This is a genomic window from Prauserella flavalba (assembly GCF_003202235.1).
In the GTDB taxonomy this organism is placed as follows: Bacteria; Actinomycetota; Actinomycetes; order Mycobacteriales; family Pseudonocardiaceae; genus Prauserella_A; species Prauserella_A flavalba.
Genome location: NZ_MASU01000005.1, coordinates 1,722,789 through 1,739,142 on the forward strand (window position 1 = coordinate 1,722,789; position 16,354 = coordinate 1,739,142).

Annotated in this window: 13 protein-coding genes and 1 pseudogene; 4 read left to right on the forward strand and 10 right to left on the reverse strand. The window is 71.1% G+C overall.

Annotated elements, in window-relative coordinates; all coding sequences use genetic code 11:
• Positions 1-19: 19 nt before the first annotated feature.
• The 10 genes and pseudogenes from BA062_RS15550 to BA062_RS15595 all read right to left on the reverse strand — a co-directional run bounded on the left by BA062_RS15550 (position 20) and on the right by BA062_RS15595 (position 10,713).
• A complete protein-coding gene (locus BA062_RS15550) occupies positions 20-427 on the reverse strand; it encodes a Zn-ribbon domain-containing OB-fold protein (protein WP_110336876.1) in 408 nt (135 codons plus the stop codon).
• Entirely contained in the window at positions 424-1,581 is a 1,158-nt protein-coding gene (locus tag BA062_RS15555; protein ID WP_110336878.1) for a thiolase family protein, read from the reverse strand. Before BA062_RS15555 ends, BA062_RS15550 begins: the two co-directional genes overlap by 4 nt.
• Complete coding sequence (locus BA062_RS15560; protein ID WP_110337413.1) at positions 1,578-3,503, reverse strand: AMP-binding protein; 1,926 nt, start codon at positions 3,501-3,503, stop codon at positions 1,578-1,580. Before BA062_RS15560 ends, BA062_RS15555 begins: the two co-directional genes overlap by 4 nt.
• A 132-nt stretch (positions 3,504-3,635) precedes the next feature.
• Positions 3,636-4,847 carry a PucR family transcriptional regulator gene (locus tag BA062_RS15565; protein ID WP_110336880.1) on the reverse strand — a complete coding sequence of 404 codons (1,212 nt, stop codon included), beginning with the start codon at positions 4,845-4,847 and terminating at the stop codon, positions 3,636-3,638.
• A gap of 232 nt (positions 4,848-5,079) precedes the next feature.
• Positions 5,080-5,706, reverse strand: a complete 627-nt coding sequence (locus BA062_RS15570) for a 3,4-dihydroxy-2-butanone-4-phosphate synthase (RefSeq protein ID WP_168213981.1) — start codon at positions 5,704-5,706, stop codon at positions 5,080-5,082.
• Positions 5,699-6,289 (reverse strand): annotated as a pseudogene (locus BA062_RS15575) (enoyl-CoA hydratase/isomerase family protein); the annotation flags it as partial. The gene BA062_RS15570 and the pseudogene BA062_RS15575, both read right to left, overlap by 8 nt.
• Positions 6,290-6,442: 153 nt before the next feature.
• The gene (locus tag BA062_RS15580; RefSeq protein ID WP_110336884.1) at positions 6,443-7,627 is read right to left on the reverse strand and encodes a CaiB/BaiF CoA transferase family protein; all 1,185 of its coding nucleotides are present in this window, start codon (positions 7,625-7,627) and stop codon (positions 6,443-6,445) included.
• Positions 7,624-8,784 (reverse strand): LLM class flavin-dependent oxidoreductase, encoded by a 1,161-nt coding sequence (locus tag BA062_RS15585; RefSeq protein WP_110336886.1) that lies wholly within the window; start codon positions 8,782-8,784, stop codon positions 7,624-7,626. The genes BA062_RS15580 and BA062_RS15585 overlap by 4 nt, the downstream gene beginning before the upstream one ends.
• Before the next feature lie 26 nt (positions 8,785-8,810).
• Positions 8,811-10,151 (reverse strand): MFS transporter, encoded by a 1,341-nt coding sequence (locus tag BA062_RS15590; RefSeq protein WP_245959831.1) that lies wholly within the window; start codon positions 10,149-10,151, stop codon positions 8,811-8,813.
• Positions 10,152-10,188: 37 nt separating this feature from the next.
• Positions 10,189-10,713, reverse strand: a complete 525-nt coding sequence (locus BA062_RS15595; protein WP_168213982.1) for a flavin reductase family protein — start codon at positions 10,711-10,713, stop codon at positions 10,189-10,191.
• 146 nt (positions 10,714-10,859) lie between these two features.
• Here BA062_RS15595 and BA062_RS15600 point away from each other — a divergent pair, with 146 nt between their 5' ends.
• The 4 genes from BA062_RS15600 to katG all read left to right on the forward strand — a co-directional run bounded on the left by BA062_RS15600 (position 10,860) and on the right by katG (position 16,047).
• Entirely contained in the window at positions 10,860-12,089 is a 1,230-nt protein-coding gene (locus BA062_RS15600) for a PucR family transcriptional regulator (protein ID WP_110336890.1), read from the forward strand.
• An 80-nt stretch (positions 12,090-12,169) separates the two neighbouring features.
• Positions 12,170-13,282, forward strand: a complete 1,113-nt coding sequence (locus BA062_RS15605) for a TetR/AcrR family transcriptional regulator (protein ID WP_110336892.1) — start codon at positions 12,170-12,172, stop codon at positions 13,280-13,282.
• Between the two features lie 36 nt (positions 13,283-13,318).
• The gene (locus tag BA062_RS15610) at positions 13,319-13,774 is read left to right on the forward strand and encodes a Fur family transcriptional regulator (protein ID WP_110336894.1); all 456 of its coding nucleotides are present in this window, start codon (positions 13,319-13,321) and stop codon (positions 13,772-13,774) included.
• A complete protein-coding gene (katG, locus tag BA062_RS15615) occupies positions 13,771-16,047 on the forward strand; it encodes a catalase/peroxidase HPI (protein WP_110336896.1) in 2,277 nt (758 codons plus the stop codon). Before BA062_RS15610 ends, katG begins: the two co-directional genes overlap by 4 nt.
• Positions 16,048-16,354 lie beyond the last annotated feature (307 nt).

Genomic DNA, 16,354 nt, shown 5'->3' on the forward strand with positions numbered 1-16,354 from the left:
TTGTGAAGACGGGAAATCGTCAGGAGTACTCGGGTCCGAACTGGACGATCGTGCTGTCGCCGTGCTCGGTGAACCGCGCCACGACCGGAAGTCCGACGGTGACGTCGGCGGGGTCGAGGCCGACGACGTTGGTCAGCAGCCGGGGCCCCTCGTCGAGCTCCACGATGGCCAGCGCGTAGGGCACGTCGTCGCTCCATGCGGGATGGCCGGGCCGGTGCACGACCGTGAACGTCCACACGCGACCCTTTCCGGCCGAGGGCACCCAGTCCAGTTCGCGGCACCAGCACCGGGTGCACAGCATCCGGGGGTAGTGCTGGTGGTGGCCGCACGAGCGGCAGCGCTGGAGCAGCAGCTCGCCCCGGCGCGCGGCCGCCCAGAACGGCTCGGTGAGCGGAACCGGGGTGGGGCCGGGTTTGGCGATCGTCATGCGGCGGCCTCCAGCACCAGGGCGACCTCCTCGCTCATGGTGGCGCCGTTGCCGGTCACCAGCGCCAGCCCCGGGTCGCGCACCTGGCGCTCCCCCGCGGTGCCGCGCAGCTGCCGCACGGCCTCGACGACGTGCGCCATGCCGCCCGCCAGGTCGGCCTGCCCGCAGGCGAGCTGGCCGCCGTGCGGGTTGCAGGGCAGGTTGCCCGTGTGGGAGAAGTCCTGGTCGGCCAGCCACGGGCCGACCTCGCCCTTCTTGCACAGCCCCGCGTCCTCCAGCGTGACGGCGAGCATGATCGAGTAGCAGTCGTACAGCGAGAGCAGGTCCAGGTCGTCTGGCCCCGCCGAGGCCATCGCGTACGCGTCCCCGATCGCCGCGGCCAGCGGCGAGGTGGTGAGCTCGGGCGCCTGGCTCAACGCCCGGTGCGTCACCTTCTCCCCCGCGCCGCGCAGCCACACCGGCCGGTGCGGGGCGCGCCGCGCGCGGGCGGGCGAGGTGACGACCACCGCGGCCCCGCCGCCGCACGGCATGACGACCTCCAGCAGCCGCAGCGGTGACACCACCAGTGGTGACGCGAGCACGTCGTCGACGGTGATGGGCTTGCCGTGGAACACCGCGTCCGGGTTCAGCCGGGCGTTGTCCCGCTCGAACACCGGTACCAGCGCCAGCTGTTCGGGCGTCGTGCCGAACTCGGCGCAATGCCGGGTGGCGACCATCGCGTACGCCTGGTTGGCACCGCTGCCGCCGTAGGGCACATCGAACTCGCGAATCGGGTTGCGGTTGGACGAGCGCGGTACGACGTCGGTGCGCACGTTGCCGAGCACGCACAACGCGGTGTCGCACATGCCGGCGGCGATGGCGGCCGCCGCCCGCCACACCATGCCGGCGCCGGTGGCGCCACCGAGGTCGACCAGGTCCGCATACGTCGGCGCGAGCCCGAGGTACTCGGCGACGGTGGCGGGCACGTGCTGTGGCGTCTCTCCCACCTGCGGGCCGACGAGCAGGCCGTCGATCTCGGCGGGCTCCATCCCGGCGTCGGCGACGGCCAGCGCGGCGGTGCTCGCGATCATGTCCAAAGTGGTCATTCCGGGCGTGGTGCGGCGGGGCGGGGTCTCCGCCGCACCGACCACCGCGGCGGCGCCACGCAGGCTCATCGGACCTCCTTCACCACGTCGATCGACTCCGGGTTGTCCAGTGAGGACAGATCGCCCGGATGCTCCCCGAGATAGACGGCGCGGATCACCCGCCGCAGGATCTTGCCGCTGCGGGTGCGCGGCAGGCTCGGCACGGTGTGCACGGCGTGCGGGCGCAGGGCGGCGCCGAGCCGTTCGCGCACGAGTGCGCTCACCTCGTCGGCCAGCCCGTCCCGCGCCACCTGACCGGCGGGCACGACGAGCACCACCACGCGCTCCCCCTTCACGGGGTCGGGCGTGCCGAACGCGGCGGACTCGCTCACCCCTGGATGCTCACCGGCGATCTGCTCGATCTCGGCGGGCCCGAGCCGCTTGCCCGCGACGTTCATGGTGTCGTCACTGCGGCCGCGGATGAACCAGACGCCGTCGGCGTCGACCTCGGCGAAGTCCCCGTGCAGCCACGTGCCCGGCCAATGCGACCAGTAGGTCCGCTCGTAGCGGCCGGGCTGCCCCCAGAAACCCAGGGGCATGCCGGGTGAGGGACGGCGCAGCACGAGCTCGCCCACGGAGCCGGTGACCGGCTCACCGGCGGGCCCGGCCACCTCGGCCGCCATCCCCGGCACCGGGCCCGCGAACCCGCACGACACGATCGGCTGCAGCGTCGTGTTGGACAGGATCGCGCCGGACACCTCGGTGCCGCCCGAGTAGTTGATGATCGGGACGCGGCCCCGGCCGACGCGGTCGAACAGCCAGGAGAACGCGTCGGGCGTCCACGGCTCGCCGCTGGAGGCGAACACGCGGATGGTCGCGGGTTCGTCCGGCACCGCGTCCTCGCCGCCGCGGGCGAGCGTGCGCACGAGGGTCGGCGACACTCCCAGCATGGTCACTCCCGCGCCCTCGGCGAACCGCCACACGCGGCCGTGGTCCGGGTAGTCGACGCCACCGCCGTAGACCGCGACCGCGCTGCCCGCGACCAGCCCGCCGAACACGGTGATGGGGCTCATGATCCAGCCCGGGTCGGTGATCCACGCGCTGACGTCGCCCTCGCCGACATCGAAACACCACGCGGCGTCGGTGCCCGCCTTCACCGCGAACCCGGCGTGGCCCAGCGTGATGCCCTTCGGCGCGCCCGTCGTGCCCGACGTGTACGCGATCATCAGCGGATGGTTGCTCGGGCAGCGGGCGGCCTCGACGGTCCCGGTACGTCCCGCGCCCAGCGCGTCCCAGGGCACCTCGCCGGGCAGCCGCGGTCCGGGCACCTCGGTTCCGGCCAGGGAGACGACGACGCACGTGCGCAGGCTCGGGGTGCTCTCGGCGACCTTCGCGATCACCTCGCGCAGCGGCACTGTCTTGCCCCTGCGGGGGAATCCGTCGGCACAGACGAGCGCGACCGCCCCGGCGTCGCCGAGACGCTGCGCCACGGCCGCCTCACCGAAGCCGGAGAACAGCAGCACGGCGACGGCGCCGATCTTGGCGCACGCGAGCGAGGCGACGACGGCCTCTCGCACCATGGGCAGCTGGATGCCCACGCGGTCCCCGAAGCCCACGCCGTGGTCCAGCAGGCCGGCGGCCACGCGGTCCACCTCGTCGGCCAGCCCGGCGAAGGTCAGGCACCCGCGCTCGCCGTCCTCGGTCTCCCAGCGCAGCGCGGGCTCGGCACCCCGGCCACGGCGCACCCAGCGGTCGACCGCGTTGTCGGCGATGTTCAGCTCCCCGCCGGGAAACCAGCGCGCGCCGTGAGGCTCCTCCAGTCCGGCGACGACGGCGTCCGGCTCGCGCTGCCACTCCACGCCGAGCCAGCGGGCCGCCTCGCCCCAGAACCACGCGGGGTCCTCCCGGGCCCGGCGGTCCAGGCTCCGCGGGTCCGCGCATCCGGTCACGGCGAGGAACTCGCCCAGACGGCTCCGCGCCACCGTCTTCTCGTCGGGCACCCACACGGGCATCGCGGCCACGTACACCTCCGAAGGACGTCTTCGACCTGGGGTTCAACGGAGGTGACGCTAGGTCGGCGCCCCGAGGAGTGTCAGCGCGCTAATCCGCGAACTTGCACCCACGGCTGTTGTAGGAAACGCAAATCAGCCGGTCCAGCGGTCGCTCTTCATCCCGAGCAGCAGCAGGAGCAGCTGGTCGGGGTCGCTCGGGTCGTGCCCGGTCAGCTCGTGGATGCGGCGCAGCCGGTACACGACCGTGTTGGGCCGCACCTTGAGCCGGGCAGCGCTGCGCGCGAGGTTGAACCCGTGCTCGAAGTAGACCCGCAGCGTCCTCACCAGCTGCGCGTCCCTGGCCCGGTCGTAGGCGTGCAGCGGGGCGATCGTCTCGTGGTGCAGCGTGGTCAGGTGCGGGCTGCTCGAGAGCAGGTGGTCGAGCAGCACCTCGGAGAACGTGCTCGCCTTTCCGCCGCCGGTGGCCGCGCCCAGCCGCACGGCCTCCTCAGCCTCGGCGTAGCTGGCCGCGATGCCCTCGGTGCCGTGGTGCGCACGGCCGACGCCGACGGCGAAGCCGTCGAGCCCCGCCGCCCACTGCCCGGCCTGTTCGACGAGCGCCGCGTAGTCGCCGCGGCCGGCCACCGGATAGATGGTCACCACCTCGTCCTCCCGGATGCCCACGAGGATCGTCGAGGCCGTGGGACGCAACCGCTCCCTGGCCTCGCCCACGGCCGCGCGCAGGGCAGAGCGGTCGTCGCCCATCGGTTCGAGCGACCTCGCGAGCACGACGGCGTGCTCTCCCTCGGGGTCGAGCGCCGAAGCCCCCACCCGGTGACGCATGCGCTCACTGATCGGCCTGCCGGAGACGAGCGCCTCCAGCAGGTCCCTGCGCATGGCCTCGCGGTCGCCGAGCATGCCGGTCACTTCGTCCAGATAGGACTGTGCGACCACGACCGACACCTGGTCGACGTAGGCCATCACCCGGCCCGCGACCGCGAGCGCGGCCTCTCGCTCTCTCGGCGCTCGCGGGTCGGTGACGGCGAGGATCTCCTGCCACACCACCTGTCCCCACAGCCGGTAGGCGTGCAGCAGGGCCTGAAGCGGAATGCCCTGGTGAACCCGCCGCAACGCGCTGCGCCGCAGCGCGTCCAGCGACGAATCGGTCGGTGGGGAATCCTCGCGCAACGCGGTGAGCAGTTCCTCGACGTTGCGCTGAGCGGTGGGCAGCACGTCGCCACGCACCGTGTGCTCGTCGAGCGCGCGGTAGTCGACGATCTCGGCCTGGTAGCGCTCGACCAGCCGCGCTCCCACCGCGTCAAGCCGCTGCCCGACCCGCTCGATGGTGCGCAGGATGTCGTTCACCCTCGCTCACTCCCTTCCCTGCCGGTCCGGGTGAGTCTAGGAGCGTGCTGAACGACCCCGCCCGTAGCGAGCGGCGATCCAGGCGGCGGCCTCGCAAGGCGGAGGGAAGCCCTCGTACCGGGTCGTACTCGGGCTTTCCGACAACGCAGCGAGGCGCCGTCTGGGCGTCGCGCAGTAGGGCAGCGGTTGTTCAGCGCGCTCCTAGGTGCTTTCCGGCGCACCGTGTCGTCCCTTATGGACGAACAGCGGCGGCCAGGGAAGGACCTCGCCCGACGAGCTCTGCCGCCGATACGGCGGTCAGCCCCTCGCGCCTCGCGAACTCCCCGGCCTCGCGCGCGCCCGCCAGGCCGGTGGGGTCGCGTTCACCGACCAGATGCCCGTAGGCGGCGACCGGCTCGCCCCCGGCCGCACGGACGAGCGCGACGGCAGCGGCCGGCAGGGTCACGGGCGGCACGTCGGCGGTCAGGACCCGGACGGTGATCACGTGACCGGGGCGGGTGAAGTCGCCGGGTGCCGCGGCCGGATCGGCCAGCCGCCGGAAGGTCTCCGCCCTGGCCGCGGCCGAAATTCCCGTTCCGGTCCCCACGGCGTCCACGGAGATCCCGAACTCGACGTCCCAAGGGCGCAGGTCGCGAGCGGGACTGACGGGAATCCTGAGCCGGTCGGGCACCTGCGGAGGCATCGCCGCGCACAGGAAACCCGAGGTGTGACGCACCAGCAGGGCCACCGTCGAGGACTCGGCCGTCCCGGCGGCGAGCACCAGTGCCGCCAGGTCCGCTTCCGGGTCGATCAGCACGACCGGCTCCGACCGGCCGAGCGCGAGGACGGCGGCACCTGCCTGCGGCGCGAGGTCAATCACCGGTACCGCCCAGGTAACGGGCGAGGCGATCATGCAGTCCCGGCCGGGTCAGCGACGTGACCAGGGCCGCCAGGTCCGCCGCGTCGTCGGCGTCGGAGACCGCCGCCGTCCGGCTCAGAATCGCTGCGACCGAGGTCACGTCGACGGTGCCGGTCGCCGCCAGTATCCGCTCCGCCTCCTCCTGCTGCTGCTCGCGGGCGACCACGGCGGAGCCGAGGCCCAGCCGGACCGCTGTCGCGGCGTCGACCTCGGACGAGTGCAGCAGCAGGTCGCGGGCGGCGCGGGTGCCCACGAGCGCGGCGAGGTGCCGGGTGCCGAGCGCCACGCCGAACCGGAAGCCGGGGAACCGCAGCGTCGTCTGCGGGTCCAGCAGCCGATAAGCGCACGAGGCGACGATGTCGGCGCCTGCGCCGATGGCCTTGCCACCGACGCAGGCCACGGTGACGAAAGGCGCTCGGCGGAGCCGCTGGAGGAGCTGTTCGATGCGCACGAAGCGCCACAGCAGATCGCCGTCACTGCTGTCGAGGACACCGGCCATGTCGAAACCCGCGCAGAAGTGCCGGCCCGCTCCCTGGAGCACGAGGGCCCGGTGCCGTCGCCACCCGCGGTGTCGACCGCCGTGAGGAGACGTTCCACGGAGGCCGCGTCGAGGGCGTTCGCTCGCCGTGGCCGGTCGATCGTGACCGTGACGAGGTCGCCGGACCGTTCGACGCGCACCTCGCCGGTGCCCGGTGCCTCAGTGCTCGCCGTGCTCATCGAGCCACTCCTTCGCGACCTCGTCGTTGTGTTCCCCGAGCAGCGGAGGGGGACGCAGCGGCGCGACGTGCCCGGTGATCGGGACCGGGAACGTGACCGTGCTGGTCGTGACCCCGTTGGGCAGGTCGAGCGGCTTGACCAGCCCCATCGCCTCGACCTGTGGGTCGCCGAGGATCTCGGAGAACGTGTTGATCGGGGCGCACGGCACCCCGGCTTCCTCGAACGCGGCCAGCCAGGCCGCCGCGTCCCGCTCCAGGAACGGCGGGGCGAGCAGTTCGGTGAGCTCGTCCTGGTTGCGGGCGCGCAGCTCCTGCGTGCGGAACCGGGGATCGTCCGCGAGCCGGGGCAGGTCCACCACCGCGCAGAAGCGGCGCCACAGGTCGTCGTTGCCCGCGGCGACGACGAAGCTCTTGTCCGCCGCCCGGAAGGCCCGGTAGGGGGCGTTGCGCGGATGCGCCGAGCCGAGCCGCCGCGGGTCGCGGCCGGTGCCGAAGTACTCACTGGTCTGCAGGGCGGCGATGCCCAGCAGGGTGCCCAGCATCGAGCAGTCGATCCGCGCCCCGCGCCCGGTGCGCCGGGCCCGGTGCACGGCGGCCGTGATCGTGTACGCGGCGTAGAGCCCGGCGACGAAGTCGCCCACCGGTACGCCGCATTTGACGGGCTCTCCGTGCTCGTCGCCGGTGACGCTCATCAGCCCGGACACGGCCTGCACGGTGACGTCGAAGGCGCCGCGCTGTGCGTACGGGCCGGTATGGCCGTAGCCGGAGATCGAGCAGTAGACGATCCTCGGGTTGCCCTCGGCCACCGCGTCGTAGCCGAGGCCGAGGCGATCCAGTGTTCCCGCGCGGAAGTTCTCCACGACGACGTCGGCGGCGCGGGTGAGCTCGAGGACCCTGGTCTTGTCCTCAGTGGACTTCAGGTCGACGGCGATGCTGCGCTTGTTCCGGTTCACCGACGCGAAGTTCCCGCTGTACCGCGCCGGGGCGTCCGGTTCGCCCATCAGCGGCGGCCACTGCCGCATGCCGTCTCCGGCACCGGCCCGCTCCACCTTGACGACGTCGGCCCCCAGATCGGCGAGCAGTGATCCGGCGAACGGGCCTGCCGCGATCTGACCGAACTCGAGCACGCGCAGCCCCGCGAGCGGTGCGCCGTGCGAGCCGGTCATCGGCCGGCCGCCTTCCGCAGGCCCGCTTCGACCAGCAACGGCATCACCTGCTCCCCGAAGCGCCGCAGGTCGGGCAGGTAGTCGAAGAAGTTCACCTGCATGCCGTCGCAGCCGGCCTCGTGCAGCTTGCCGAACCACTCGACGATCTGCTCGGGCGTGCCGACCAGGTGCACGTTGCCACCGACCACCCACTGCTCACGGCTGTGCCCGCGCCAGGACTTGTTGTCACCGCCGGTGAAGCCCGCGACGAAGTTTTCCGCCGCGACCGTGTCCTCGTTGTCGAGGATCGCCTGATAGGCAGCCCACGCCTCCTTCTCGGTCTCCCTGCAGATGACGTGGGGGTTGATCACGGTCCGCACCTCACGGCCCCGGGCGCGAGCCAGGTCCTTGATCTTCTTGTTGTGCGCTGGCAGCGTTTCGACGGCCTTGTGCGGGTCCGCGCCGCCGGGGCTGGTGATGAAGATCAGATCGGAGTACTGCGCGGCGTACTCCAACCCCGCGGGCGAGGACGCGGCGTTCACCAGCACGGGCCGCCCGTGGACCGGCTTGGGCAGGATGTGCGCGTCCTGCATCGACCAGTACTTGCCGCGCGCCGTCACGTTGTCCTCGCTCGCCCACAACGTCCGCAACATCTCGGTGAACTCGGCGGCCATGTCGTAGCGCAGGTCGTGCTCGATCGGATCCAGCCCGAACATCCGGTACTCGCTGGGCTTGTAGCCCGTCACGACGTTGAGCCCCCAGCGGCCACCGGAGATGTGGTCGATGCACGCGCCGTACTTGGCGAGATGCACGGGGTGCCAGCCGTACAGCACGTGCACGGTGCTGATCAGCAGCAGCCGCGTCGTCTGTGCCGCGAGGGCCGCCGAGCTGATCAGCGGGTCGAGCTCGTGCTCGCGGAAGCGCGTCTCGCCGCCGTAGCCGCCCTTGCCGAGCCACTGGCCGAGCCCGAAGGCGAGGTCGAAGCCGTACTTCTCCGCCTCGAGCGCGCAGGTGGCGTTGTAGTCGTAGGTCCAGCTCGTTCCGCGGGGCGCAGACGAGGGGCTCCACGCGCCCTCCTGCAGCGGCAGGAACAGGCCGAGTATCAGGTCGTTCTCCAGCGCGGCCGCCAGCGGCGAGCTCGGCGCGAGATCGGCCGCCTGTACGGGATTCGTCGACATGTCGTCCGTCCTTTCTTGTGAACTGGTCAGGAAGGCACGTGCCGTGCGGGCGTTCCCGCCTGCGCCGGCTCGGCGTCGCGTCCGTCCACAGTGGGCATGAAGAGCAGGGACACGAAGGCGATGGCGCACATGCCCATCAGGTAGAGCGCGATCGGCACCGTCGAGTTGTAGTGAGCCATCAGCGCCGTGGCGATCAGTGCGGCCGGCCCACCGGAGGTGATGGACGAGAGCTGGTAGCCCAGGGAGGCACCGCTGTAGCGAACCTCCGCGGGGAAGCTCTCGGCGATGAAGGAGCTCTGCGGGCCGTACTGCATGTCGTGGACCACCAGCGACAACACGATCCCGACGACCATCAGGGAGGTGACACCCGAGTTCAGCAGCCCGAAGTACGGCAGCGCGAAGACGAACATCACCACGATGCCGATCTGCAGCATCCGCTTGCGGCCGATGCGGTCCGACAACGCTCCCCAGAACAGCGTGCTGGCCAGCGAGACGGCGGCGGCGAGCATCACGGCGAGCAGCATCGTCGAGCGCTCGTGCCCGAGTGAGGTGACGCCATAGCTGAGCACGAAGGTCGTGAAGAGGTAGAACGACGCGTGCTGGCCCGCGCGCATCAACGTGGTCTTCAGGACCATGCGCCAGTGGTGGCGCAACAGGTAGGCGACCGGCGCCTGCCGCACGGTCCCCGCCTGCTTCGCCTCGAGGAACGAGGACGTCTCCGCCACCCGCAGCCGCAGGTACAACGCGATCCCGGTGAGCACCAGGCTGAACAGGAACGGGATCCGCCAGCCGAAGGACTCATAGGCGGCGGGCGACATCAGGCGGCTGGCACCCTCGGTCACGGCCGTTGCCGTGATCAGCCCGAGCGGACTACCGAACTGCGGCAGGCTGCCCATGAAGCCGCGCCTGCCCTTGGCGGAGCTCCACTCGGTGGCCATGAGCACCGAGCCACCCCAGTCGCCACCGACGCCGATCCCTTGCAGGACACGGAGAACCACCAGCGCCCCCGCTCCCCACATTCCCGCCGTGGAGTACGTCGGCGCCAGCCCGACGAAGACGGTGCCGAAGCCCATCAGCAACGTCGTCATGATCAGGACCCTGCGGCGGCCGATGCGGTCACCGAAATGCCCGAAGATCATGGCACCGAGCGGACGCGCCACGAATCCCGCGAAGAACGTCGACAGCGCGAGCAGTGTCCCGGAGTACGGGCTGCTGTTGGGGAAGAAGAGCTGGTTGAAGATCAGGGCGGCGGACAGCCCGTAGACGTAGAAGTCGTACCACTCGATCGCGCTGCCCGCCGTCGAGGCGAGCAAACCACGTCGCGCCATTCGAGCGTCCGACAACTCGTTCGCACCGTTGCGTGACATCCGAGACCTCCTTGTTTCGGATCGCGTGGCGGTTGGGTCAGGCGGCGAGCCGCCGGTGGCGGCCCCGGAAGAAGAGCAGCGGCTCACCGTCGTCGTGCCCCGCGTCGACGACCCTGCCGACGAACAGGGTGTGATCCCCCGCTTCCTGAACGGTGTCGACAGCGCACTCGAACCAGCCCAGCGCGTTCCGCAGGATCGGTGCGCCGAGGACGCCACGACGATGCCGGGCCCGCGCGAACTTGTCCTGCACGCGGCTCGCGAACAACGAGCACAGTTCAGCGCCTTCCTCGCTGTCCGGGAGGATGTTGATCGCGAACGAGCCGGCCCGCGCGATGGCGGCGCGGGTGCGTGAGCCGTGGCCGAGCGAGATCAGCATCAGAGCGGGGTCGAGGCTCACACTGAGCACCGCGTTGGCGGCGCATCCATGCGCGTTGTCGCCTGTGGAGCAGGTGATGATCGTGATCCCCGTGGCGAAGGTGCCCGCGACGGCACGCACCAGTCCGGGTTCGATGTTGCGGCCGGAGGCAGGCACCTCGATGCTGTCCCGATGGTCGAGCGACATTGCCTTCTCCCCTGTTCGGTGAGTGACCATGCCGGCTCCCGTTCTCCCTGTCACAGCCGTGACCAGGCGGGATCCGTGTAACGTATGTTTCCGCCCGTCGCAGACGGTGTCATCGGAGACATCGCACGATTCGGAGGGTCGTAGTTGTGACGACGTCGCAACCGCAGCCGGAGGACTTCGGCCGGGTCGGCCGGTACGTCACCGACACGATCTGCGCCGCCAACCCCGACTACGCCAACCTCGATCCCGCCGTGCTCGCCGACGTCGTGCAGACGAACGTGCACAACGCGCGTATCTACCTCCAGGCCGTCGTGCACCAGCGGCGCCCGACCGGCGAGGAACTCGCCACGCTCGCCGAGGCCGCCCGCAGGAGAGTGCACCAGGGGATCGCGCTCGGGTCCATGTTGCGCGCGTACCGCATCGGCGCGAGGGCGATGTGGGAGAAGCTCAGTGAGAGCAGGCCCGACCTCGATCACCGGACGCTCACCGACTACACCCTTCGCTACATCGACTGGGTGAGCAGCGAGGCGGAGCGGGCCTATCTCGCCGAGCGTGACCGCCTGCTGGACTCCCGGCTCGAGGCCACCCGGCTGCTGCTGTCCCGCATCATGGAGGACGATTTCTCCACCGCCGAGGAACGTGACGCGGCGGTGCGTTCCCTCGGCCTGGATCCGCGGCAGCCGCACGCGACCGTCGTCATTGGACCGACCAGCCGCGCCAGCCACACGCTCGACGACGTCCTGCTCGAGGTCCTCCAGGAGATCCGCCGCCACGTTCCGGGCAGCATCTCGTCGCTGCTGCGCCGCGGGGCCGTCATCCTGGTGCCGACGGCCGCGACCAGCGGGATCGAGACCCTGCTGGAACGCGCGCTGCGTCAGTCGGGAGCGGAGGCCGGATACGTCACCGCGGGACTCGGCCGCCCCAGCCCCACGGCCGAGGGCCTCCCCGCCGCGGCACGCGAGGCCGAACGCGCCCGCGCGCTCGGTGAGATCCTTTTCCCCGACCGCCTGGTGCACACCTACGAGGCAACGGCATTCTTCGACCTTTTCCGGCAGGGAGAACCGGTCGACACGTTCGTCGCGACCGTGCTGGGCGAGTTCCTCGGCGGCGACCGCACGAGCCGGATCGATCTCGTGCGCACGCTGTACGTGTACTTCACCCTCGGCATGAACCGCCGCGCCGCCGCCACGCGGCTCGGCATCCATCCGAACACCCTCGACTACCGGCTTCGCCAGGCGGCCAAGACCTCCGGGGTGGAACTGACGTCTCCGGAGAACTCGTTCCGGTTCCAGCTCGCCGTCCGCCTGCTGCCGCTGTGCACGCACACGTCGTGGCTCGGCGACGAGGACGCGCTGGGTCAGATCCTGGCGACGTGACCCGAGCACGGATTTCGAATGGTCTTATCATTCGGATTCTGTCTGTGTTCTGCTGTCCGGAGCCAAGGGAGGGAGTGCCGATGGTCCGGCTGACCCGGGCACAGCAGCAGGAGCGCACACGCGCGTCCGTGCTCGCGGCGGCGAAGGAGGAGTTCACCGAGTACGGCTACGCACTGGCGAAGATCGACCGGATCGCCGAGCGCGCCGAGCTGACCCGCGGGGCCGTGTACTCGAACTTCCCCAGCAAGCGCGCCCTGTACCTGGCGGTGCTGATCGACCTGGTCGAGAACACCGCCACCGCCGCGCCCTCGGCGCCGCCGGCGTCGCCCGCCGACGCGCTGGGGCTGTTCGCCCGGACCTGGCTCGAGCGGCTGCCACTGGTGGACGACACGACCGGGGGCGGGCGGCTGCAACTGCGCTCGCTGGTCGGCGTCCTCGACGACGAGCGCGCGCGGACGACTTTGGCGCAGGTCACCCGGCTGGAGGCGTTGCTGCTCGGCACCGCGCTGGAATCGTGTGCACCGGAGTCACCACGCCGGGTACGGCTGGCCGCCCTGGCGCTGACGCTGCTGGACGGCTCGGGGCACCTGGCCGAGATCGCACCGGGGTCGGGTGACCCCTTCGACGTGGCGCGTGCGTGCACGCACCTGGCCGGGATCGAGCTCACCGACACGTGGGCACCGCCCCACCTGCCCTTCGTCGCCGCGGCGACACCGTGCGAGGACACCTGGACTCCCCCCTCCGGCCTCCCGGATCTGATCAGCGGGGACGGCGCCGACCTCGGCGCCGACGGGGTCATCGCGGTGCTCGGGGCGAACCGGCTCGCCGCCGCCGAGGAAGCCGTCCGCGCGGTCAGACCCGGCGAGCAGGTGACGGTGGCCGTCACCACGGGTGACCCCGCGGAGACCGGCAGGCTCATCCGGCTGAGGGTCGGCGACCTGGCCGGATGCCTGCGGCGCGTGTTCACCGCGGACGCGTTGCCGCCTCTGCGCCTGGTGCTCGACGACCACGCGGCGATCGTCTCCGCGCTCGGGCTGACCGAAGCCGGCGACGAGACCGAGGCGGCGGTGCGGGTCCAGAACGGCGCCATCGTCGCCCGGGCCCACGGCCGGGGCGCCGCCCATGCCGCGGCGACCGCGAACACCACCCCGCCGCGGAAGCCCGGACGAGGACACCCGCGAGCCGCTCCCTAACTTGAGCTGTTCAAGACAACGCCTTATGGTCGTGGTGTGTCTTCGGACTTCGAAGCGCAGTTGCGGGCGGTGTCATTGCGCGTGACACGGCCCCGGTTGGCGGTGCTCGCCGCACTGCGCGACCACCCGCACGTCGACACCGAGACGGTGATCGCGCTCGTCAGGGCCGAGCACCCCACGGTGTCCCACCAGGCGGTCTACGACGTGCTGCGGGCGCTCACCGACGCCGGCCTGGTGCGGCGCATCCAGCCAGCCGGAACGAACGCCCGCTACGAATCCCGGGTCGGGGACAACCACCACCACGTCGTGTGCCGCTCCTGCGGCGCGATCGCGGATGTCGACTGCGCCGTCGGCCACGCGCCCTGTCTCACCGCCTCGGACGACCACGGCTTCGTGATCGACCAGGCGGAGGTCGTCTTCTGGGGCATTTGTCCCGAATGCGCGGCCGGACCCACACCCGAACGATCAGTCAGCTCGGAAGGAAGCAGATGAGCGACACCCACGACAACGCCCCCTCCAGCGCGCAGGGCGTCGACCAGAAGGCCGCGGCGGGCTGCCCGGTCGCACCCGACTCCGTGACCGCGCACGGCAGCGAGAGCGAGAACCCCGCGATCGACTCGCCGACCGCGAAGACCGGCGGCCGTCCGCGCACCAACCAGGACTGGTGGCCCAACCAGCTCGACCTCTCGGTGTTGCACGCGCACTCGTCGAAGGGCAACCCGCTGCCGGAGGACTTCAGCTACGCCAAGGAGTTCGCCAAGCTCGACGTCGAGGCCCTCAAGCGGGACGTCATCGAGGTGCTCACCACCTCGCAGGACTGGTGGCCCGCCGACTTCGGCCACTACGGCGGCCTGATGATCCGCATGAGCTGGCACTCCGCGGGCACCTACCGCATCCACGACGGCCGCGGCGGCGCCGGGGACGGCGCCCAGCGCTTCGCGCCGCTCAACAGCTGGCCCGACAACGCCAACCTCGACAAGGCCCGCCGCCTGCTGTGGCCGGTCAAGCAGAAGTACGGCCAGAAGATCTCGTGGGCCGACCTGCTCGTGTTCGCGGGCAACGTCGCGCTGGAGTCGATGGGCTTCAAGACCTTCGGCTTCGGCTTCGGCCGCGAGGACACCTGGGAGCCCGAGGAGATCTACTGGGGTCCCGAGGACGACTGGCTGGGCGACGAGCGCTACGCCAGCGACACGGAGATGGTGCCCGAGCTCGGCGCCACCGAGATGGGCCTGATCTACGTCAACCCCGAGGGTCCCCGCGGCAGCGCGGACTTCCACGCCGCGGCCCATTTCATCCGCGAGACCTTCAGGCGGATGGCGATGAACGACGAGGAGACCGTCGCGCTGATCGCCGGTGGCCACACGTTCGGCAAGACCCACGGCGCGGGCAACGCCGACGACCACGTGGGCCCCGAGCCCGAGGCCGCCCCGCTGGAGGCGCAGGGCCTCGGCTGGCTGAGCACCCACGGCAGCGGCAAGGGCTCTGACACGATCACCAGCGGCCTCGAAGTGACGTGGACCGACCGGCCGACCGAGTGGAGCAACCGCTTCTTCGAGATCCTCTTCGGCTACGAATGGGAACTCACCACCAGCCCCGGCGGCGGCAAGCAGTACGTCGCCAAGGACGCGCCGGAGATCATCCCGGACCCGTTCGACCCGGACAAGAAGCACAAGCCGACCATGCTCACCACGGACCTGGCGCTGCGCTTCGACCCGGTCTACGGGCCGATCTCCCGCCGGTTCATGGAGAACCCGGACGAGTTCGCGCTGGCCTTCGCCAAGGCCTGGTACAAGCTGCTGCACCGCGACATGGGTCCGGTCAGCCGCTTCCTCGGGCCGTGGGTCCCCGAGCCCCAGCTGTGGCAGGACCCGGTGCCCGCCGTCGACCACGAGCTCGTGAGCGACGCCGACGTCGCCGCCCTGAAGGCGAAGGTCCTGGAGTCCGGCCTCACGACCGCCCAGCTGGTCACCACCGCGTGGGCCTCGGCCGCGAGCTTCCGCTCCACCGACAAACGCGGTGGCGCCAACGGTGCCCGGATCCGCCTGGAGCCGCAGCGCAGCTGGGAGGTCAACCAGCCGGAGCAGCTGGCACCGGTGCTGGAGAAGCTCGAGGACATCCGGCGCGAGTTCAACGAATCGGGCGGCGCGAAGATCTCGCTCGCCGACCTGATCGTGCTGGCGGGCTCGGCCGCGGTCGAGAAGGCGGCGCGCGACGCCGGTGTCGAGGTGACCGTGCCATTCCACCCCGGTCGCACCGACGCCAGCCAGGAGCAGACCGACGTCGAGTCGTTCACGGTGCTCGAGCCGCGCGCCGACGGGTTCCGCAACTACCTGCGGGCTGGGGAGAAGCTCCAGCCGGAGGTGCTGCTCGTCGACCGCGCCTACCTGCTCAACCTGACGGCTCCCGAGATGACCGTCCTCGTCGGCGGCCTGCGCTCGCTCGGCGCGAACCACGGCGGCACGCGCCACGGTGTGCTCACCGACAAGCCCGGCGTGCTTACCAACGACTTCTTCGCCAACCTGCTCGCGCCGGGCACCCGGTGGAAGGCGTCGGAGTCCGAGGAGAACGTGTACGAGATCCGCGACGCGTCGACGGACGAGCTGAAGTGGACCGCCACCGCGGTCGACCTGATCTTCGGCTCCAACTCGCAGCTGCGGGCGCTGGCTGAGGTCTACGCCAGCGCCGACGCTCGCGAGCGGTTCGTGGCGGACTTCGTGGCGGCCTGGACGAAGGTCATGGAGCTCGACCGCTTCGACCTCGCCTGATCCCGTCCGCACCGGCGAGCCCGGCCGAGCGATCGGCCGGGCTCGCCGCGTCATCGCCACCCGCGGCGCGGCGAACCTCAGTCACCGACCGGCGGGCACGGCATCCGGCAAGGGCGACGTGCTCATGGATGCTGATCTTTCGTGTGAGGTTCCCGCCGGACGATCCGATTCGCCAGGCGGAGAGGCTGGAGCGGAGACAAGTCGCGTCGGCGCTGTCGTCAGGTCGGCGACCGCGTCTCGGTCCTCTGCACAGCGATCACCTTCGCTCTCACGACCGGGAACGGCGCGCTGAGGCGAGAGAATGGGA

Excerpts from the sequence above, each read along its gene's own strand:
- BA062_RS15550 (WP_110336876.1), bottom strand. The coding sequence starts at position 427 with ATGACGATCGCCAAACCCGGCCCCACCCCGGTTCCGCTCACCGAGCCG.
- BA062_RS15555 (WP_110336878.1), bottom strand. The coding sequence starts at position 1,581 with ATGAGCCTGCGTGGCGCCGCCGCGGTGGTCGGTGCGGCGGAGACCCCG.
- BA062_RS15560 (WP_110337413.1), bottom strand. The coding sequence starts at position 3,503 with ATGCCCGTGTGGGTGCCCGACGAGAAGACGGTGGCGCGGAGCCGTCTG.
- BA062_RS15580 (WP_110336884.1), bottom strand. The coding sequence starts at position 7,627 with ATGACCGGCTCGCACGGCGCACCGCTCGCGGGGCTGCGCGTGCTCGAG.
- BA062_RS15585 (WP_110336886.1), bottom strand. The coding sequence starts at position 8,784 with ATGTCGACGAATCCCGTACAGGCGGCCGATCTCGCGCCGAGCTCGCCG.
- BA062_RS15590 (WP_245959831.1), bottom strand. The coding sequence starts at position 10,151 with ATGTCACGCAACGGTGCGAACGAGTTGTCGGACGCTCGAATGGCGCGA.
- BA062_RS15595 (WP_168213982.1), bottom strand. The coding sequence starts at position 10,713 with ATGTCGCTCGACCATCGGGACAGCATCGAGGTGCCTGCCTCCGGCCGC.
- BA062_RS15605 (WP_110336892.1), top strand. The coding sequence starts at position 12,170 with ATGGTCCGGCTGACCCGGGCACAGCAGCAGGAGCGCACACGCGCGTCC.
- katG (WP_110336896.1), top strand. The coding sequence starts at position 13,771 with ATGAGCGACACCCACGACAACGCCCCCTCCAGCGCGCAGGGCGTCGAC.